This window comes from Geobacillus sp. FSL W8-1251 (genome assembly GCF_038005945.1).
In the GTDB taxonomy this organism is placed as follows: domain Bacteria; phylum Bacillota; class Bacilli; order Bacillales; family Anoxybacillaceae; genus Geobacillus; species Geobacillus stearothermophilus.
Map to the genome: position 1 here is coordinate 753495 of NZ_JBBOUF010000001.1, position 18247 is coordinate 771741.

The window sequence follows — 18247 nt, forward strand, 5'->3', positions numbered from 1 at the left end:
CATCTCCCTTAGTTGTCTTACCGCTATCGACGCCGCGCCGGGCCAAGCCGGCAAACAAAGAAGCGTTTCATGTTCCAAACCGCTATGTGCCGACATTGCCTATGGTGATCGGCAAAGCATCGGCCTCTGCCCGCCGTGCAACTCGACTGTCTATCAGCCATCGATTGAGACGTTAGCCAAAAAAAAACAGACATCCTCGCTCTGCGTGGACGCCTGTTGTTATGACAGCGCATTTTGCCGGCCGTTTGCGGCTTTGACGCCGCCGGACGGAAACGTCAAATGAACAGTCGTTCCCTTCCCAACCTCGCTTTCGATCCGCATCGTTCCTTTATGTTCTTGAACGATTTTCATGCTTGTCGTCAGCCCGAGCCCCATTCCTTTTTCTTTCAAAGTGAAAAACGGTTCACCGATTTTCTGCAGCCGCTCTTTCGAAATGCCGACGCCGGTGTCGGCAACATCGACATAGATCTTCCCGTCCCCTTCCGCAACGTGGACGTATAAAATTCCTCCATCAGGCATCGCTTCGACGGCATTTTTCATAACGTTCAACAACACTTGAACAATTTGGTTTTGATCGCCGTACACACAAGCTTTCGGAGCGGTGTTATGGACGGAAATGGAAACGTTGTTCAACGTCGCCTCATGGCCAATCAAGCTGATGACATACGAAATGGCCTCGTCTAGCAAAAACGGCCGATAATCGTGGCTTTGCGGCTTGGCGAGCACCAGCAGCTCGCTGACAATTTGGTTGATGCGGCCGAGTTCACTTAACATAATGCGCATATAATGATCATTCACTTCGCGCGTTTCTTGCATCATCTGAATAAATCCTTTCATGGAGGTGAGCGGATTGCGGATTTCATGGGCAATGCCGGCGGCCAGCTCGCCAAGGACGGACAGCTTTTCTTTTTTCAAGAGCAGCTCCTCGGCAAGCTTTTGCTGGGTAATGTCGCGGCCGATCGTCAACAACCCTTTGCGCGCTCCGTTTTCGTCAAAGAGCGGCACTTTAATGACGTCAAACGTCTTCACTTCCCCATCCGGCGTCGCAAACGACTCCTCGCGGCGCGTCACCTTTCCGCTCTCCCACGCCTCGCGGTCTGATGCAATGCACTGCGCAAACGCTTCTTTAAAAAACGGCACAAGCTCGCCAAGCTCGCGGTCCGTCTTCCCGATATAATCGATCTGTTCGAGGCGGTACAGCCGCCGGCCAAAATCGTTGACGCGCAGCCATCGCCCCTCGCTGTCTTTAAAGCAAACGAAATCTGGCATCGAATTGATGAGCGTAAGCAGCTGCTGTTCATTTTCCTCGGTCTTTTCCAGCTGCTCGCGCTTTTTTAACAGCTGGTACAAAAAAATGGCCGAGAGCAAAATAAACACGGCCCCTTTGGCGGCGCCAAGCGCCATATATACATCGCGGCTGATCGACAGCATATTGAGCAGGGTGTCGGTGGCGGCAATCCATAAAATGCTGCCTATGATATATACTGCGATTACTTTTGTTTTGTTGACCACGTTGTCATCGAACCCCTAACACGCAAAGTCGCGGCAGCCACGGTCGCCCTCTAGGCTACATTTCCCGCGCCCAGCCGAGCAACCGCACGGCCAAGAGGGCGGCGCGCTCATGGTCAAGCCGCTTTTTTAGCGATGCCTCAAGCCGCTCGGCCACCGCCTCCGCCTCTTCCTCATAGGCGAACGAAAATGACCACTCAAGCGCCGGAATGGCAATCACGATATATTCTTCTTTTCGATTTTCGTAAATGTAGACATTAGCCGGAGCTTGTCCGTCCATCACCGGCGTTTTGCGGATTTTCATTTTTCCGTCCCACCTTTTCCTTTGAAACCGTCTCCATTTTGTTTATTTTAACAAACGCCCGCTCCCTACTCAATATAAATCATTTTCCTGGTCATTCCCCCGTCGATGACCAAATTTACCCCGGTGATAAAATCGTTTTTCTCATCGCATAAATACAGACAAGTTTGATCAGTCTTGCCAAACAAGGAAAATATGACCACAAGGCTATCAGTATTCCAAAATATCTTAAAAAAGATGGCTTTCATTCACTGATCATTGGCCAGATTCGTATAGACGGCAACAAATTCACGATACCGTATTCTCGCCTATTTAAAAAGACTCACAAGCCTATCACGATAACGATTCCGCCTGTGTTACTGGACAAAAAGATTAAGCAGATTGAAATCATTCCTAAGCATCATGCCAGGTTCTTTGAGATTCAGTACAAATATGAAATGCCTGAAGATCAAAGAGAATTAAATGACCAAAAAGCACTGGCAATTGATTTAGGATTAAACAATGTTGCCACTTGTGTCACATCAGACGGCAGATCATTCATCATTGATGGGCGGAGATTAAAAAGTATAAATCAATGGTTTAACAAAGAAAATGCCAGACTTCAAAGCATAAAAGATAAGCAAAAAATCAAAGGCACCACTCGTAAACAGGATGTCAATGGCGCATTAAACATCTTAAAGAAAAGTAAAGCTGTAGACCTGAGTGTCTTATGCTCTAGCGGCGAAGTGGACACGCCTCAAAGAATAAGGATTGCTTGAAGCAGTCAAACTTCTTTGGAAGCCCCCACTTCAAATTTTCGCTAGAAAATTAAGTGGGGGTAGTTCACACCTTTCGTTCTCTTGATGCAAGAGAAAGGTGGATGAGGAAAGATACCGATTCATCCCCCACTTGCGCTCACGCATGGAAGTGAGGATTTTCTCGGCTCCAGATGTAAAAAAGACCGCCATTCGGCGGTCTTTTTTGGCATCTTACCGATAGGGGCCATACGAGATTGGAAAGCCAGGCGCATACGGGGTTCCTCCGCCATAATATGGAGGCAGCGGCGCAGCGGGATAGCCATAGCCATACGGCATCACCGGGGCATACAGCTGCGGCGCCATCGGTGGATAGTACAGCGGCGCATACGGATGTGCGCCAGGAACGAAACCTGGTGTCGCACCAGCAGCCATTCCAGACAGCGTGCCAGGAACGGCCACGGGAGCCGTGCTGCCAGCCGGGGGAACGTTTTCTGCATACGGGGCCGTCATGCCATACGGAATAGCGGCGTCATCAGGCGTCATCGGCGGCGTGTTTTCTTTCCCACCCATCGGCCAAACGGAAGCATGGGCCATATTCGGCCCGGCTCCTAAACCGAGCGGCGGCGCCGGCAGCATCATATCGGAGCTGTCCGGACTGTCAAATTCGTCCGGACTGTCAAGGTGGGCCGGACTGACCAAAGGAGCCATCGGCACAGCCGGCGGACACCAGTAGCCATAAGGAGTCACCGGCGAATAATACGCTGTCGGCATTGCCGCTGGTGCGGTCGGCAGCGGCGCCACGGGCGGTGCATTATTGTCCATTCGCTCGGCCTTATCGCCTTGGTTTGAGGCGTTCAGAAACGGATCATTCATATGAGGGTCCCAATGATTCATTGTCCTCTCCCTTTCTCGCTCATAGTTGTCGGGGCGCGTACCCATCCATATTGTATGTCGGCACAAGCAAAGGGTGTTTGCCCGGCCAAAATATAGGTATTTATCCTAAACGCCGGTTGCGCTATGATAAATAACAGCAGCAACCTCACATGGACGTTGGGAGGGAATCAGATGGATGAAACGTTGGCGGCCAAACAAATCCATGATTTGCGCAACGGAATCATCTCCGAACTGCTGGTGAAAAAAGAGGACTTCCCTGTTTTTCGCGCCGTGCTCGTCAAACAGCCCGATTTTAAACGATTTCGCGGCATCGCCCAGCGCGGCGGCCACATTATTTATCACTATACAGATGTTCCGCGCAGCTGAACGTTCCCGTCTTTGCGGCTTCACATCCGGCTTTCCGCCCCGAAAGCCGGATGTTTTGGCTTGCGGAGAAATTTCCATTCCTCCTATGAAACTAGTCATTTCAATGCTTCGCGCACTTTTTCCATTATTTCGATAATGAATCATCTTCCCATCCTTGTTACTCTAGTAGCGAGTTTACGAGAGGAGGGATCAGGATGAAAAAAGGAAAAGCATGGGTGATGGCGGTGTTGTGCGGAATATTTTTCTTTGCCGGCCATGCCGATGCGGCAACCATCCACACTGTCAAGCGCGGCGACACGCTTTGGAAAATCGCGAAGCAATACGGCGTGCCGCTCAAACAGCTGATGCAAAAAAATAGAAAAGACGATCGGCTGTATCCTGGCGAAAAACTGATCATCCCGAACGCAGGCATTACAGCGGCGGGAAAAGACTTGCTCGCTCGCCTCGTCCATGCTGAGGCGAAAGGGGAGCCGTACGCCGGGAAAGTAGCCGTGGCAACGGTCGTGCTCAACCGCGTCGACCATCCGGATTTTCCGGATACGATCCGCGCTGTTATTTATGAGCGCTCTGGCGGCCATTATGCATTCACGCCGGTCGCAAACGGAACGATCAATGAACCCGCTGACCGTGAATCATATCGCGCCGTTGAAGAAGCACTTGCTTTTCGCGGTTTAGGAAACGGCTCGCTCTATTTCTACAATCCGAAAACGGCGAAAAGCAAATGGCTGCGCTCCCGTCCGGTGACGGTCGTCATCGGCAACCATGTGTTTGCCAAGTAGACGAAAACAAGGGGACGGCTTCGCCCCTTGTTTTTTTTAAATATCAGATTTTAGGAAAGAAACCTCTTTACTTGTGCATAAAAATAAGGCAAACTAGTAAAAAAGCGCCTGCTCCTTTTTATAAAGAGCGGGCACAACGGCCAGGGCGCACCAGCCGGCCGCCTTTTCGGCCGATCACGCCCGTTTTAGCCGCCGACGACTATATTCGGTTTAAAAAGGGGAATGATAGAATGGTGAAAAAAGCAAAAGTCGGGGACATTATTGAATTTAAAAATGGATTGCGCGGCATCGTGGAAAAAGTGAACGAAAACTCGGTCATCGTCGATTTGACATATATGAAAAACTACCGCGAGCTTGATTTGCAAGAGCGGACGGTGGTCAACCATAAAAATTATAAGATTATTGAATAGAAAAAAGAGGCCGTCAAGAGCCTCTTTTTTGTTTACGAAATGCGGGCGAGTTCATCACATTCATAGATGTGGACGCCGTTCGCTGCGGACGCCGCCCGGTAAAACATCGCCAAAGCAAGCTGATGGGCGTCAACCGGCTTATATTTTTTCCATTTGCCGACGAACAAAAACGGCAGCCGGCATAACAGCCACCCGGCGAGCATCTCGCCAAGGCGGAACTCCCGACGCTTGCCGACGAGCAACGATGGACGGAAAATATGAAGCGATGGGATGGAAAGCCGCTGCAACGCCTCTTCCACCTCTCCTTTGACGCGCTGGTAAAAAAACGGCGAACACGGGTTGGCGCCAACCGAAGAGACGGTCAAAAAGCTTTTCACGCGGCACTTTTCCGCCAACGCCGCCGCGCGCAGCGTATATTCATAGTCAACTTGAATGAACTGCTGCTTCGTTTTCGCCTTTTTCCGCGTCGTTCCGAGGCAGCAAAACACATCATCGACATAAAAATGCCGCTCATACGATTCAAGCCGCGCAAAATCGACGACGACTTGCTGCAGTTTTTCATGTTTAATCGGCAGCGGGGTGCGGACAAAAATGGTCACTTGCCGGTACAAATCCGACTCAAGCAGCAACTTGAGCAGTTCCCCGCCGACCAAGCCGCTCGCCCCAAGCAAAAGAGCTGTTCTTCGCTCCAACGCCAAAACCTCCAAGGCAAACATTCATTGTCCATTATATAGGAGTTGGAGCGAAAAAACTACCTCTTTTTTCATCTCTAGCGGTTGTCGACTTTTTCTGGATACAAGTCGTGGTTGAGCAGCCGATATTCCGCCATTTTTTCGTATTTCGTCCCCGGGCGCCCCCAGTTGCAGTACGGATCGATGGAAATGCCGCCGCGCGGGGTGAATTTGCCCCACACTTCGATATAGCGCGGTTCCATGACTTTAATCAAATCGTTCATAATGATGTTGACGCAGTCTTCGTGAAAGTCGCCATGATTGCGGAAGCTGAACAAATACAGCTTCAACGATTTGCTTTCGACGCATTTTTTGTCCGGGATGTAGCTGATGTAAATCGTCGCGAAGTCCGGCTGGCCGGTTTTGGGACATAGCGAGGTGAACTCCGGACAATTGAACTTCACGAAATAATCCCGGTCAGGATGTTTGTTGTCAAACACTTCAAGCAGATTGGGGTTGTACGTAAACGAATACGTTGTCCCTTGATGGCCAAGCAGCGTCAAGTCTTTCAATTCTTCCTCTTTTCTTCCTGCCATTCCTTCATTCCTCCCTCATTATTCATTGCCGGGCGAATCGCCGCACCCCGCTTTACACGCCGCGCTTGTTTCCCCAAAGAAGCGTGTGCAGCTGCGGCAGGATGTGGACGTCGGCCAGCTCCTCCGAATCGGCGGCTCGTTCCACCAGCCATTCCAACCGATGGAGAAGCTTCGCGCGGAGTGCATCCACATCTGAATCGGCCACATCGGCGTTTCCTGTCTGCAAATAAAACGGAACACCTGGGTAGCGGCAGTGCACCTCTTTCGCATACGCCAAATCGGTGTCATCAAAGACGACGACTTTCAAGCTGATGCGCCGCACCCGGCTTTGGTCAGCCTGCAGCCGTTCCATGATTTGATCGAGCGCCGACCAGTCGGTGTCCATCCCCGAACTTGGCGGTTTTGGGGAAATGGTGACATCGTCTACATCGAGCAGCCAGTCTTGCCAGCGGCTCCCTTGCGTTTCAACCGCAACGCGCACCCCTTTTTCGTGAAGAAGGGCGACAAGCTCTCCAAGAGCGGCAATGAGAAGCGGGTTGCCGCCTGAAATCGTCACGTGGCGGAAGCGGCGGCCGCCCATGGCTTCAAGCCGCCGCCAAATGTCGTCTGCCGTCAACTGCTCGATCTCGTCTTTCGCTGATCCGTCCCACGTAAACGCCGAATCGCACCAGCGGCAGCGATAATCACAGCCGGCTGTGCGGACGAACATCGTCTTTTGGCCGATCACCATTCCCTCTCCTTGGATGGTCGGACCAAAAATCTCCAACACCGGAATCGTGCGCGTCATTACCGGTCCCCCGCTTTCGGCCGGTAGACGACATAACTTGTCGACGTTTCGCGGACAAACACTTGCAAACATTTCGGCTTGTGCGGCAGCGTATCCAAATAGCGCTGAATCGTTTCATAAATCGTGCGCGCCACCACTTCCGACGTCGGAAACCGATTCGGGTCATGACCGTCAAACCAATCGCTATGGTCGTTGAGCAGCGTATGGTCCAGCTTGCGATGAACGAGCTGTTTTAACGTTTGAAAGTTGACTAAAAAACCGCTCTCATCAAGCTCATCGCCGGCGACCGTCACATTGACGATGTACGTGTGGCCGTGCACGTTTGCGCAGCTTCCGGCCGCTTCGTGCGGGATGAAATGGGCGGCGGCGATGTGCATATCTTTGTTCAACTCATAACGGTAATCGTGCCAAACTTGAGGATAGAGCTGATGCATCATTGTGCTTCCACCCCCGCTTTTTCCCGCAAATAGTCATCCAATCCGCGCTTGCGCAGCACGCATGCTGGACATTCGCCGCAGCCGTCGGCGATGATGCCGTTATAGCACGTCAGCGTCTTCGTGCGAATGAACTCGAGCGCCCCGAGCTCATCCGCGAGCTTCCACGTCTCCGCTTTCGTCAGCCACATGAGCGGCGTATGAATGACAAATTCGTAATCCATCGCTAAATTCAGCGTGACGTTCAATGATTTGATAAACACATCGCGGCAGTCCGGATAGCCGCTGAAATCTGTTTCGCACACTCCGGTGACGAGATGGCGCGCGCCCCGTTGTTTGGCAAACACCGCGGCGAATGATAAAAACAACAAATTGCGCCCGTCCACAAACGTCGTCGGCAGCTCGCCTTCCTTTTGTTCGATGGCGATATCATCACGCGTCAAGGCGTTCGGCGCCAATTGCCCAAGCAGCGACATATCGAGCACCGTATGGCGAACGCCAAGCTCAGCGGCAATTGCCTGAGCGACTTCAATTTCGCGGCGATGACGCTGCCCATAGTCAAACGTCACCGCTTCCACTTCCCCAAACTGCTCTTTCGCCCAAACCAAACACGTCGTGCTGTCTTGGCCGCCGCTGAAGACGACAACCGCCTTTTCTTCCTTCATCTTCATCACAATCAACCTCCTTCTGAATCAGCAGAAGAAGAGGTTTCCAAAACAAAAAGGCCATACCCCTAGGATACAGCCGTCCCTAGTTTTTTATAGAGGGTTTTGCTAGAAACCTCTCCCGTACAAGCGTACGGAATTGCGATTCTTCTGTTTTTCTTCTTTACTATACCATACTTATGGCTTTTGTTGTAGCGCCTTTTTCACTTTTTCCGCCACCCATACGTACACATACAGGAGCGGAACATACACCACGACAAGATAAAATCCCGCCTTCGCTGTCCATTCCGTCAACTGCTCAATATGTGTCTTCTCCTGAAAAAACATTCCCCCGACAAACAAGCAAGCGAGCAGCACCGGAAGCGAACGGCGCTGCTGAACAGCAAACAGCTGTTTGATCACGCGCGTCACCGCCCAAATAGAGACCGCGATGATCGGGAACACAACAAGCACATAAATCGAGATGACAATATACTCCATCCGCTCGATAAACGGCACTTCCGGAATTTTGGCCATCGTCAGCGTCGGCCATGTAATATGCTGAATTTCACGAGTGTTGATTATCCAAAATTAGACATACGCCTTCCATAAATTTGGGCATACTCAAACAAAGCAGCGGCCATCCCGGATTTCCAATCGAGAGGAAGCTGCCCAGAGAAAAAACGGCGAACAAACGAAATGAAGGAAAGAGAGACGTTCGTCCGTTTTTTGGTTTGATCATACAGCCATCGCAGCAACACATACGCGATGAACGCCGCAAACAGTTGGTTGTATACCGCATTTTCCGTCGTGCCAAACAAGGTCGGGACATTCAGATATTGCTTCACCCAACGGAAAAAGATCTCAACAGTCCAACGTTGTTGGTACATGTCGGCAATGGTTTCCGCAGACGCATGGAAGAGGTTCGTCACGACCCGAATGTCGCGGCCATTCGCATCTCGAAAGATCACTACCCGGTGACGCTTGGTGGAGCGGTATTGTTTCGTTCCCAACTGGCACGTGAAGTCGGCTTGAACCGATGAAGATGCGCTCGGAAGGCGGTTCAAGCTTTTTTTCTGATGAAGTTCGATGTTGTCCTTCATCCGAATGACAAAGAGCTGATGCTGCTCCACAAATCGATCGAGGCGTTCGATTTTGAAATACGCCCGGTCTTCCACGAGCACTTGTTGAGCGTTCGTCAACTGTTCTCCCACCGGGCCATCATGACGCAGTCCGATGGTTTCCACCACGTCTGCCGGCAACGAGGATTCCGGCGAATACGCGACGTGCAGCTTCACTCCGGCGCGTTCGCCGTGATACGGAGCCCATGGGAGGCGGTTTTTCCCGACCGTGACGGTCGTCGAATCCACCACCCGAAGCGGTTTGGGAAACCGAAGCGAACGGCGGGTTTGGCGGTTGCACTTGGAAATGATCAACGCCAACAAGCGTTTCATGATGTCATAGGGAACTTCTTTCGCTTTCTTGGATACTGTGGAATAATGGAATCGCGGCAATCCATACAGAGGCCCCACATCGGCTCCGTGGCGAAAGCTTTTCCATTGATGCATGGCGGCCAGCAGGAAGAAGTGAATCAACTCGCGCAACGTAAAGGTTCGAGACGAATCACGATACCCAACCGCTTCGGCAATCAGTTGAATCTCTTCATCCGAAACAAGTTTTTGCATCAAATTCGGGAGTGTGGTATGCTTGTTCATAGAGAGCACCTCCTGGGTTTGTTTGTGTTGCTACTCACATTCTACAGGAAAGGTGCTCTTTTTTCTATACCCTTTGGATTTTATTGGATAATCAACACGCCTGGCTGAATTTGCTCTTTGTTATAAAACACGATGGAGATAAGGATCAAAACAAAATAAATGAACATCGTAAATGCGTTGGCCGCATGCGCCCACTTTTGCGAGGACGGAGCCTGTTTTAAAAACGGGTAATACATCAGCAGCATTTCAAACCCTAAATATTGCAGCACCATCTCTTTCGATGCTTTTGCCAATTGCCCAAACGAATGGTCGAACACCGGCAATAAATTCCGGTATTGAGCATACTCAAGCGGAAAGAAAACCATCGGAAAAATCGTCAACAGCGGAATCACCACCCCCCAAACGCATAAGCCGACAACGACGCGAAACCCGCCGGAGACGACATAATACGTCATCAGCAAAAACATAAGGCTGAACTGCCACGCCCCCATCAACGGGAACACCCATACTTTAATGACTTCAATGTATGATTGAAGCACCATAAACGCCGCCAACGCGTAGTAAAAAAGAAGTCCAAGGCTCAGCACCCCGCCGATCCACCGCCCGAAGTACTGTTCATGAAGCGACACGAGGTCTCCGCCTGATGGCAAATGCGACAGCAGCCGATACATGAGCCAAATCAACACGTGCGCCGACAGCCCGGCCATTAAGACTGCCATCCAGGCATCCTGCCCCGCCTCTTTCATCAGTGGACGCTGAAAATTGAGTGCCCCGACCCCAACTTGCGTAGCATGAATGACAAAAAACACAAGAAACGGGGAGATGAGAAACCGTTCCTGAATGGCCTGCTTCATCCTAATCCCTCCTCATGTTCCCCGTCTTATTCGCCAATGCCGGTATGGACGATATCCACCGTGACGTGCGGGCGGATGTCTAGTTCCGGGTATTCACGGTAAAACGCGTCGGAATCCCAATGTCTTGTCACACTGCGAACAAAATCGCCGATGCCGAGCGGGTCAATCCGTTTTTTCTGAAAATAACGGAATAACCGACGCATATTATGCTCCAATTCGTTTTGCATTTTTTTCTTCACATCAGCAAACAAATCTTGACCCGGCTGATCGAGCCATGACGGGTAATCCCTCACCGACGCATGGATATGGACGAACACATCAAGCACATGGCGGCCTCCATCACGCTTCCATTCATATTTCGGCTTCGCCCATAAGTTTTGCAGCATCACCCGATCCTCGCCCTGTTTCCCGCGATTCCCAACCTTCAGCTGGTAGACGCCGTTTTTCGTTTCTCCAAGCAAAATTTTCATTAAAAACGAATCACGCAAACTCACATGCCCCACGTATCGGTCGTCGCGAAACAACGCGACCCCTTCAAGCTTGGCGAAATCTCCTTTTTTCTCAAAATACGGCAAAAACGGATCGCTTCCTGGGGAAAAATAGCGATACAAAAACAAGTGCAAATTCGTTTTCGGCAAGTTCATCGACTGCTCATTCTGCTCCACCAGATTCGGCAAATACAACGTATCGCTAAGCGTCTTGTTCACCTCGATTTTCAGCAGCTCCTTCGCGCTTTCTTCCGCCACGCCAAGCAGCAAATGACTGCCAACTTTGTTGTTGCGCGCGAGGCTGTGCGTAAATTGCGTCACCCCCCGCCTGGCAAACTCCTTGCCGAACAAAATCAAGCGCAGCTGCCCTTCCTCAACCGACAGCGCGGATTTCGATGACAGGCGCGGAATCAAGTCGTAGACCGTCGGCGACGTCGTCGTCAGCATATTCGGCTTTGTCATCGGCCCTTGCTTGAACGTCGGGTACACCGCGGTGCCCGTGTAGCGGCCGTTCTCGAAATCATACCCCATCTGTTGGATAATTTGAATTTCATCAATCGGCCGCAAACTGGCGCAGCCGCCAAGCAACAGCAGCGCACCGAGCCATAGAAGCCCACGCCTCATCACGATCCCCCTTACTCATCAATATCGCGTTTTTGCTTCGCCGCATTCGGATCGTAACGAAACCGCGACCGCGGACGAAGAAACATCGGCCGCTCCGCCGTTTCACTGTATGGCGAACAAACGAATGTATCGCGGAAGCTGCGCACACGAAATGGATAAAACGGCAGCAAATACGGATAGCCAAACGACTGCAGCCGCCCTAAATGAATGAGCAGCCCGCAGACGGCAAAGATAATGCCGATCCCGCCCCAACATGCAGCAAACAAAATAAACGGAAACCGAATGAACCGGATCGTGTTGGACATTTTGAAAATCGGCGTTGTAAACGTAGCGAGCGCCGCCAACGCGACGACAATCAACAAAAACGTACTCGTCAGCCCGGCATCAACGGTTGCTTGCCCGATGACAATCCCGCCGACAATCCCGAGCGTTTGTGCGACTTTCGTCGGCAGCCGCGCCCCGGCCTCGCGCAACAGCTCGATCGTAATTTCCAAAAACAGCACCTCGAGCATCGGCGGAAACGGCACGTTCGAGCGGGAATAAATGATCGGACCGAGCAAGTCTTCGGGAATCATTTCATAATGATACGTCAGCACCGCCACATAAATCGGCGACGCTAACACCGAGAACGCAACGCCGAAAAACCGAATGAGCCGCAAAAACGTGCCGAGCACCCATGGCAAATAATAGTCTTCCGGCGACGTAAAAAAATCGAAAAGAGCGGCGGGGCCAATCACGGCATACGGGGAGCCGTCGCAAAAAATGGCCACCTGACCCGACACAAGCGCATAGATGGTCCGGTCGATCCGCTCGGTCGAGATAAAAAGAGGAAACGGCGTCCGTGAATTGTCCGCGAGCAGCTGATCCAAAATGGCGTTGTCAAACACGACGTCAAAATGAATGGACTCAAGCCGCTGCGTCACCGTTTGAACGACTTCCGGATTGGCGACGCCATCGATGTAGGCGATGACCACTTTCGTTTTCGACACCGAACCAATCGACATTTCCCGAAAGACAAGATTCGGCGTCACCACTTGCCGGCGGATGAGATGCAAGTTGACGCCGACATTTTCCACAAATCCGACTTTGGGCCCAACGACGCTGAATTCGTTTTCCGAATCATTGTTTTCCCGAAGCCCTAAATTTTCGGCGGCGGCGCCCATGAGCGCCGCTTTGTTCGGTTGCTCGCGGAAGGTGACCGCGACAAACCCTTTCAGCACCTTCTCTTCAATCAGCGCCGTGTCTTCGCTCACTTCAATGCGCAGAATCGGCACGATTTGCTGCAAGTCTTCCAAGCGGACCGTCGGATGGTTTGGAATGTCGTTTTGCAAATGGCAAAGAATCCGCTCTTGCAGCACTTGCGGATCGACGAGTGAATCAAAATAATAAATCGACAGCTCCTTGCCTCCCACAACAAACGACACTTCGACAAAATCGCTCGATTGCCGCAGCGTTTCCCAAAGCTGCGAAATGGGCCGCTGAGGGGGGCGTTTTTTCTTTTTTTCCAAAATGAGAATAAACCCACGAACATCCCCTCGCCTTTCCGTTTACGGCATAGTCTTCCAATCGATCGATATTTTTATGCATCCCCCTTTCATCTTATTGATTAGACAAAATATTCTATATATTATTGAAAATAGATAAATAAAAAAAGAGAATCGTCTATGAGCGAACTGACGAAACAGCGTCGGTCGAAACGAGCGTTGAAAAAAATGACAGAAACGGCCGACTTTTCCGATATGGTGCAAGAGACGGAGGCGGGGCTCGAGCGGCAAACACTCGCTCTTCATGAACTGGCGGGAGAAGCTGACGCCCTGGCCGACGCAGCCCGCAATTTGGAAGCGATGATCGCCCGTTTTCGCTCGTAATCATGCTTTCAACATCCGCATGCGGGAGGACCATCTCGAAAAAAGCCCCCGTTTTGCGAAATGCAATGAAAGCGAGGGAATGCCTATTGGGTGGGCGGTGTACGGAAAAACAATAAGCCCTTTCACCCCCGCACCAGAACAGAAGAGGCAGGGAAAGCGAAAGGGCCTGTTTGCTAACGCGGCAGCTTGCGGCGCCAAAGGAGCCACAATAACATCAGGCTCATGTAGCCAAACAGCGGATAAAGAAACGACAACAACTCCCCATAGCGAAACGGGCTGACCGCGACAAACACCAACACGAGCAGCACGCCGATCCCTTTTCCACTGATCGGCACCCAAATGCGCGCTTGACGGGCAAGCCCAAACAAGCCGCCGATGACCGAGGTAAAAATTTCTCCGTAAATGACGACGACATACAACCAATATAGCATGGCAAAAAACGCACGAACTACTTCGGCCATCGGAATATCGTAACCATCCTTTTGCGGAAACGACAGCAACACAATATGGTTGAGAAGCAACAACCCTGTTAGGATCCCCCCACCCAACATCGCTCCGCGCCTCACCGCCCGCTCACTGGCCGCTTCGCGGGCAACGGGCACCAACACCGCTTGCGCCATCGCCAAGTTAAACGCCGCATACGAAAACGGGGACAACATTGCCTTCAGTGAATAATCCGATGCCGCTATATCCGGCCGGCATAAGTCTCCAGCCATCATCATTTTGATCCATACGGCAACGCTCAAGATCATCATCATCGGCACGACGAACACGTTGACGCCAAACAGCCCTTTGCGGTCAAACAACATGACAAGAAGCGCCAAACCGAGCGTCAGTGTGACGCCCGCCTGTCTCGGCCAGCCGATCTGCTCTTCAAACACGGCACCCGCCCCGGCGATCATCACCGCCGTCACCCCCGCGATCATCGCCGTCATCACAAGCGTCACAAACGGACTCAACATTCTTCCGAACAAATAGCGATTCAATTCATCATAGGACGCGGCTCCAATGCGGCGCGCCATCACCATGAGCCGCGCGCCCCCCCATATAAACAAACAACCGCTGATGATGATGCCAACCGTTCCAGCCGTCCCATAACGAGTGAAAAATTCCATAATCTCTCTTCCGGTCGCAAATCCTGCCCCAATCACCGTTCCAACGTAAACAGCAGCGATTTGCCACGCCTCCGACCAATCGTGTCTCTTGCCCAAATCCTCCATCTCCCTCCTTGTCCGTTGCTTTTCCATATATATGTATATGTCCGGCATGGACAAGAAAGACGACAGAACGAAAAAAGAAGGCATCCGAGACAAGATGCCTTCTCACACACCGCAAACTCTCTTCATTAATATGGCATGCGATGTGAAATCGCGTTTCCATCAATGAACTGTCACGTGTTCGACTTGATGTTCGTGCAGCCCGCCGCTTCCTTCGACGTGCACTTTCACCGAATACGTTCCTTTGTTGGCAAACATGGCCATGGCTTCGTACTCGCCGTTTCCTTTTTCCTTTGCATCGACAAATTCATGCTTATTGTCCGCCTGCCAAATCTCAAAACGAACGGTCGCACCTGTCAACGGCCTCCCATCTTTGGAGAGGCGGACGGTCAACGCCGCCGGTTTTCCGGCTTCGAACGAACGGGACGACAGCGAAATGGCGACGGTGCCATGATGGTGTTCTTCAGCACTGCCTTGGGAATTTTCGCTCGCACCGTCGGCCGTCGCCGCCTGTTCCGGGTTGCCGGCGACAATATCTTTTTTCGGCATGTTATGCATATCGCGCGCCGTCACATGGGCGACGACCGAATATGTTCCCGCTTGGGTAAACGTTTTTTCCACCGAGTAGCGGCCATCGCCGTCATGCTTCGCTTCAAGCATTTCCCGCTCGCTGCTTCCGTGTTTCCATACTTCAAACTTGACTTCGCTCGCATCGTCCACTTTTTCACCGCCGTACGTCACGACGCAGGCGAGCTTGGTCGGCTTGTTCAAATCGATATGATCCGGCGCATCGATTTTCACGTCAAGCACGGCCGGCGTCTCGACTTTCTTGTTGTGATTTGTACAAGCAACCATGATCATCATCCCCAAAAGTACAACAGCAAACGCGAAACCAACCTGTCTTCTCATCTTCACCTTTCTCCTTTTTCCTTCAAATTCATGATCATCATGAGCACCAAAGACGGAGTCTTTTCCGCCTCTTTTTCTGTTTTTCACTCTATCATAGTTTTGCCGCAACTACATTAGTATTCACCATTTTTTCAAAAACATTTCATCGTTATCACAATTTTTTTGTACAAAACACTTGAAAGTCAAAAAAGGTCAAAGTATAATAAAGTCGGAAGGTCAAAGAAAGTCAAAGTCAAATCCCGAATAAGAGAAAAGGGGGTATGCCTCATGCGCTGCCAAGCATGCCAACAACGTGAAGCAACAGTGTTTGTCAACTTGCAATGGAACGGGGAAAAACAACAACTTCACCTGTGCCATGAATGCTATGAAAAGCAAAAACAACAACTGTCCATTCCAATGAACTTCGGCTTTTCGCCGTTTTCCTTTGATGACTTCTTTACTAGCCCGTTCACAGCCGCCAACGCCGGAATGAGCGCGCCGAAAACGATGGCGAAACGCCCGCAAAGCCATGGCGGTGGATTTTTGGATCAATTCGGCCGCAACTTGACGCAAATGGCCAAAGCGGGCTTGATCGATCCGGTCATCGGCCGCGACAAAGAAATCGCCCGCGTGATCGAAATTTTAAACCGCCGCAACAAAAACAACCCGGTGTTGATCGGGGAGCCGGGTGTCGGGAAAACAGCCATCGTTGAAGGGCTCGCGCTGAAAATCGCCGAAGGGCAAGTGCCGGAAAAACTATTGAACAAAGACGTGTACTTGCTTGATGTGGCGTCGCTTGTCGCCAACACCGGCATCCGCGGTCAATTTGAAGAGCGGATGAAACGGCTCATCGCCGAATTGCAAGAGCGGAAAAACATCATCTTGTTCATTGACGAAATCCACCTGCTCGTCGGCGCTGGCGCCGCTGAAGGCTCGATGGACGCCGGCAATATTTTAAAACCGGCGCTCGCCCGCGGGGAACTGCAAGTCGTTGGGGCGACGACGCTCAAAGAATACCGGCAAATTGAAAAAGACGCGGCTCTTGAGCGCCGCTTCCAACCGGTCATCGTCCACGAGCCGACCGTTGAGGAAGCGATCGTCATCTTAAAAGGCATCCAGCCGAAATACGAACAATTCCACCATGTCCGCTATACGGATGAAGCGATCGAAGCGTGCGTGAAACTGTCGCACCGCTACATTCAAGACCGCTTCCTCCCGGACAAGGCGATCGACTTGCTTGACGAGGCCGGCTCGAAAGCGAACTTGCGCCTCGGTCCGACCGATGAAAAACAACTGCAAGAGCGGTTGATGCAAATCGCGAAAGAAAAAGAACAAGCGGCGAAAGAAGAAAACTACGAATTGGCGGCGAAACTGCGCGATGAAGAGCTGAAGCTCGAAAAACAACTCGAGCAAGGCGTCAACCAAGAACGCCCTGTCGTCGATGCCGCCGACATCGAACAAATCATCGCCGAGAAAACCGGCATCCCGGTCGGCAAGCTGCAAGCCGATGAAAAAGAAAAAATGAAACATCTTGAAGAACACTTGGCGAAAAAAGTGATCGGCCAAGCGGAAGCGGTGAAAAAAGTCGCCAAAGCCATTCGCCGCAGCCGCGCCGGCTTGAAAGCGAAACACCGCCCGATCGGTTCGTTCTTGTTCGTCGGCCCGACCGGCGTCGGGAAAACGGAGCTCGCCAAAACGCTCGCTGAAGAGCTGTTTGGCACAAAAGACGCCATGATTCGCCTCGATATGAGCGAATACATGGAGAAACATTCCGTCTCGAAGCTGATCGGTTCGCCGCCGGGCTATGTCGGCTTTGAAGAAGCCGGCCAGCTGACGGAAAAAGTGCGCCGCAACCCGTACAGCATCATCTTGCTTGACGAGATTGAAAAGGCGCACCCGGATGTACAGCACATCTTCTTGCAAATTTTGGAAGACGGCCGCTTAACCGACAGCCAAGGCCGCACCGTCAGCTTCAAAGACACGGTCATCATCGCGACAAGCAACGCTGGGGTGACCGACAAAAAAATCACCGTCGGCTTTGAAAAAGAGGGCAACGGGCAAACAAGCGTCCTTGACTCTTTGAGCGCCTACTTCAAGCCGGAATTTTTGAACCGCTTCGACGCCATCATCGAGTTCAAGCCGCTCGAAAAAGCACACTTGCTTGAGATCGTCGACTTAATGCTCGCTGACGTCAAAGCAGCGATGCGCGAACAAGGCATCGAACTCGAAGTGACCGAAGCGGCGAAAGAAAAACTGGCCGAACTTGGCTACCATCCGGCCTTCGGCGCCCGCCCGCTCCGCCGCGTCATCCAAGAGCATGTCGAAGACAACATCGCCGACTGCCTGCTTGACGCGGATCAATCGGTGCGTGCGATCCGTATCGATGTCAAGGACAATGCCATTGTGGCGGAAATCGCCTAATTGTAGCTTAACGCCCAACGCGCACACCTATATCATCCATCACC

20 protein-coding genes and 2 pseudogenes are annotated in these 18247 nt (G+C 51.6%); 6 read left to right on the forward strand and 16 right to left on the reverse strand.

Features of this window, described 5'->3' with window-relative positions; translation table 11 throughout:
- Positions 1-219: 219 nt before the first annotated feature.
- From NSS88_RS03815 to NSS88_RS03825, 3 genes and pseudogenes are all read right to left on the reverse strand, one after another.
- On the reverse strand, positions 220-1512 hold the full coding sequence (locus tag NSS88_RS03815; protein WP_055358226.1) for an ATP-binding protein: 1293 nt from the start codon (positions 1510-1512) through the stop codon (positions 220-222).
- A gap of 55 nt (positions 1513-1567) precedes the next feature.
- Positions 1568-1813 carry a YueH family protein gene (locus NSS88_RS03820; RefSeq protein WP_011230486.1) on the reverse strand — a complete coding sequence of 82 codons (246 nt, stop codon included), beginning with the start codon at positions 1811-1813 and terminating at the stop codon, positions 1568-1570.
- 65 nt (positions 1814-1878) lie between these two features.
- A pseudogene (locus NSS88_RS03825) lies at positions 1879-1980 on the reverse strand (3-ketoacyl-ACP reductase); the annotation flags it as partial.
- On the opposite strand from NSS88_RS03825, the pseudogene NSS88_RS03830 reads away from it, so the two are divergent.
- Positions 1978-2568 (forward strand): annotated as a pseudogene (locus tag NSS88_RS03830) (transposase); the annotation flags it as partial. The pseudogenes NSS88_RS03825 and NSS88_RS03830 sit on opposite strands and share 3 nt — an antisense overlap.
- A gap of 210 nt (positions 2569-2778) precedes the next feature.
- Here NSS88_RS03830 and NSS88_RS03835 read toward each other — a convergent pair.
- Positions 2779-3441 carry a hypothetical protein gene (locus tag NSS88_RS03835; protein WP_055358084.1) on the reverse strand — a complete coding sequence of 221 codons (663 nt, stop codon included), beginning with the start codon at positions 3439-3441 and terminating at the stop codon, positions 2779-2781.
- 171 nt (positions 3442-3612) lie between these two features.
- On the opposite strand from NSS88_RS03835, the gene NSS88_RS03840 reads away from it, so the two are divergent.
- From NSS88_RS03840 to NSS88_RS03850, 3 genes are all read left to right on the forward strand, one after another.
- Complete coding sequence (locus NSS88_RS03840; protein WP_033015881.1) at positions 3613-3807, forward strand: hypothetical protein; 195 nt, start codon at positions 3613-3615, stop codon at positions 3805-3807.
- Positions 3808-4001: 194 nt separating this feature from the next.
- Positions 4002-4586, forward strand: a complete 585-nt coding sequence (locus tag NSS88_RS03845; protein ID WP_341083159.1) for a cell wall hydrolase — start codon at positions 4002-4004, stop codon at positions 4584-4586.
- A 230-nt stretch (positions 4587-4816) separates the two neighbouring features.
- Positions 4817-4996 carry a YkvS family protein gene (locus NSS88_RS03850; protein ID WP_033005507.1) on the forward strand — a complete coding sequence of 60 codons (180 nt, stop codon included), beginning with the start codon at positions 4817-4819 and terminating at the stop codon, positions 4994-4996.
- Positions 4997-5028: 32 nt separating this feature from the next.
- Here NSS88_RS03850 and NSS88_RS03855 read toward each other — a convergent pair whose 3' ends face one another.
- The 10 genes from NSS88_RS03855 to NSS88_RS03900 form a co-directional block, all read right to left on the reverse strand.
- On the reverse strand, positions 5029-5712 hold the full coding sequence (locus NSS88_RS03855; protein WP_055358082.1) for an NAD(P)H-binding protein: 684 nt from the start codon (positions 5710-5712) through the stop codon (positions 5029-5031).
- Positions 5713-5765: 53 nt separating this feature from the next.
- A complete protein-coding gene (queF, locus tag NSS88_RS03860; protein ID WP_025948364.1) occupies positions 5766-6263 on the reverse strand; it encodes a preQ(1) synthase in 498 nt (165 codons plus the stop codon).
- Between the two features lie 52 nt (positions 6264-6315).
- Complete coding sequence (gene queE / locus NSS88_RS03865; RefSeq protein WP_055358081.1) at positions 6316-7050, reverse strand: 7-carboxy-7-deazaguanine synthase QueE; 735 nt, start codon at positions 7048-7050, stop codon at positions 6316-6318.
- Positions 7050-7487 carry a 6-carboxytetrahydropterin synthase QueD gene (gene queD, locus NSS88_RS03870; RefSeq protein ID WP_033015875.1) on the reverse strand — a complete coding sequence of 146 codons (438 nt, stop codon included), beginning with the start codon at positions 7485-7487 and terminating at the stop codon, positions 7050-7052. Before queD ends, queE begins: the two co-directional genes overlap by 1 nt.
- Positions 7484-8155 carry a 7-cyano-7-deazaguanine synthase QueC gene (gene queC / locus NSS88_RS03875; RefSeq protein ID WP_033015873.1) on the reverse strand — a complete coding sequence of 224 codons (672 nt, stop codon included), beginning with the start codon at positions 8153-8155 and terminating at the stop codon, positions 7484-7486. Before queC ends, queD begins: the two co-directional genes overlap by 4 nt.
- Positions 8156-8326: 171 nt before the next feature.
- Positions 8327-8665: a GerAB/ArcD/ProY family transporter gene (locus tag NSS88_RS03880; protein ID WP_341083171.1), complete on the reverse strand. Its 339-nt coding sequence runs from the start codon at positions 8663-8665 to the stop codon at positions 8327-8329.
- Positions 8666-8709: 44 nt separating this feature from the next.
- Positions 8710-9843 carry an IS4 family transposase gene (locus tag NSS88_RS03885; protein WP_121678437.1) on the reverse strand — a complete coding sequence of 378 codons (1134 nt, stop codon included), beginning with the start codon at positions 9841-9843 and terminating at the stop codon, positions 8710-8712.
- A gap of 80 nt (positions 9844-9923) precedes the next feature.
- Positions 9924-10697, reverse strand: a complete 774-nt coding sequence (locus tag NSS88_RS03890; protein WP_341083172.1) for a GerAB/ArcD/ProY family transporter — start codon at positions 10695-10697, stop codon at positions 9924-9926.
- 26 nt (positions 10698-10723) lie between these two features.
- Positions 10724-11809, reverse strand: coding sequence for a Ger(x)C family spore germination protein (locus tag NSS88_RS03895; RefSeq protein ID WP_049625070.1), 1086 nt, complete (start codon positions 11807-11809; stop codon positions 10724-10726).
- An 11-nt stretch (positions 11810-11820) separates the two neighbouring features.
- Positions 11821-13326, reverse strand: a complete 1506-nt coding sequence (locus NSS88_RS03900; protein WP_445297974.1) for a spore germination protein — start codon at positions 13324-13326, stop codon at positions 11821-11823.
- Between the two features lie 147 nt (positions 13327-13473).
- On the opposite strand from NSS88_RS03900, the gene NSS88_RS03905 reads away from it, so the two are divergent.
- On the forward strand, positions 13474-13677 hold the full coding sequence (locus NSS88_RS03905) for a hypothetical protein (protein ID WP_033015868.1): 204 nt from the start codon (positions 13474-13476) through the stop codon (positions 13675-13677).
- Positions 13678-13850: 173 nt separating this feature from the next.
- On the opposite strand, the gene NSS88_RS03910 is transcribed toward NSS88_RS03905, so the two are convergent.
- Entirely contained in the window at positions 13851-14897 is a 1047-nt protein-coding gene (locus tag NSS88_RS03910; protein ID WP_049625071.1) for a YkvI family membrane protein, read from the reverse strand.
- Between the two features lie 159 nt (positions 14898-15056).
- Positions 15057-15803, reverse strand: a complete 747-nt coding sequence (locus NSS88_RS03915) for a FixH family protein (protein WP_341083179.1) — start codon at positions 15801-15803, stop codon at positions 15057-15059.
- Between the two features lie 267 nt (positions 15804-16070).
- On the opposite strand from NSS88_RS03915, the gene NSS88_RS03920 reads away from it, so the two are divergent.
- On the forward strand, positions 16071-18203 hold the full coding sequence (locus NSS88_RS03920) for an ATP-dependent Clp protease ATP-binding subunit (RefSeq protein ID WP_033015862.1): 2133 nt from the start codon (positions 16071-16073) through the stop codon (positions 18201-18203).
- The last annotated feature ends 44 nt before the right edge of the window (positions 18204-18247 follow it).

What these genes read in the sequence shown, in the direction of transcription:
- NSS88_RS03895 (WP_049625070.1), bottom strand. Translation starts at nt 11,809, where the DNA reads ATGAGGCGTGGGCTTCTATGGCTCGGTGCGCTGCTGTTGCTTGGCGGC.
- NSS88_RS03835 (WP_055358084.1), bottom strand. Translation starts at nt 3,441, where the DNA reads ATGAATCATTGGGACCCTCATATGAATGATCCGTTTCTGAACGCCTCA.
- NSS88_RS03880 (WP_341083171.1), bottom strand. Translation starts at nt 8,665, where the DNA reads ATGGCCAAAATTCCGGAAGTGCCGTTTATCGAGCGGATGGAGTATATT.
- NSS88_RS03910 (WP_049625071.1), bottom strand. Translation starts at nt 14,897, where the DNA reads ATGGAGGATTTGGGCAAGAGACACGATTGGTCGGAGGCGTGGCAAATC.
- NSS88_RS03850 (WP_033005507.1), top strand. Translation starts at nt 4,817, where the DNA reads ATGGTGAAAAAAGCAAAAGTCGGGGACATTATTGAATTTAAAAATGGA.
- NSS88_RS03855 (WP_055358082.1), bottom strand. Translation starts at nt 5,712, where the DNA reads ATGTTTGCCTTGGAGGTTTTGGCGTTGGAGCGAAGAACAGCTCTTTTG.
- NSS88_RS03905 (WP_033015868.1), top strand. Translation starts at nt 13,474, where the DNA reads ATGAGCGAACTGACGAAACAGCGTCGGTCGAAACGAGCGTTGAAAAAA.
- queE (WP_055358081.1), bottom strand. Translation starts at nt 7,050, where the DNA reads ATGACGCGCACGATTCCGGTGTTGGAGATTTTTGGTCCGACCATCCAA.
- queD (WP_033015875.1), bottom strand. Translation starts at nt 7,487, where the DNA reads ATGATGCATCAGCTCTATCCTCAAGTTTGGCACGATTACCGTTATGAG.
- NSS88_RS03920 (WP_033015862.1), top strand. Translation starts at nt 16,071, where the DNA reads ATGCGCTGCCAAGCATGCCAACAACGTGAAGCAACAGTGTTTGTCAAC.
- queF (WP_025948364.1), bottom strand. Translation starts at nt 6,263, where the DNA reads ATGGCAGGAAGAAAAGAGGAAGAATTGAAAGACTTGACGCTGCTTGGC.
- NSS88_RS03840 (WP_033015881.1), top strand. Translation starts at nt 3,613, where the DNA reads ATGGATGAAACGTTGGCGGCCAAACAAATCCATGATTTGCGCAACGGA.
- NSS88_RS03890 (WP_341083172.1), bottom strand. Translation starts at nt 10,697, where the DNA reads ATGAAGCAGGCCATTCAGGAACGGTTTCTCATCTCCCCGTTTCTTGTG.
- queC (WP_033015873.1), bottom strand. Translation starts at nt 8,155, where the DNA reads ATGAAGATGAAGGAAGAAAAGGCGGTTGTCGTCTTCAGCGGCGGCCAA.
- NSS88_RS03845 (WP_341083159.1), top strand. Translation starts at nt 4,002, where the DNA reads ATGAAAAAAGGAAAAGCATGGGTGATGGCGGTGTTGTGCGGAATATTT.
- NSS88_RS03820 (WP_011230486.1), bottom strand. Translation starts at nt 1,813, where the DNA reads ATGAAAATCCGCAAAACGCCGGTGATGGACGGACAAGCTCCGGCTAAT.
- NSS88_RS03915 (WP_341083179.1), bottom strand. Translation starts at nt 15,803, where the DNA reads ATGAGAAGACAGGTTGGTTTCGCGTTTGCTGTTGTACTTTTGGGGATG.
- NSS88_RS03885 (WP_121678437.1), bottom strand. Translation starts at nt 9,843, where the DNA reads ATGAACAAGCATACCACACTCCCGAATTTGATGCAAAAACTTGTTTCG.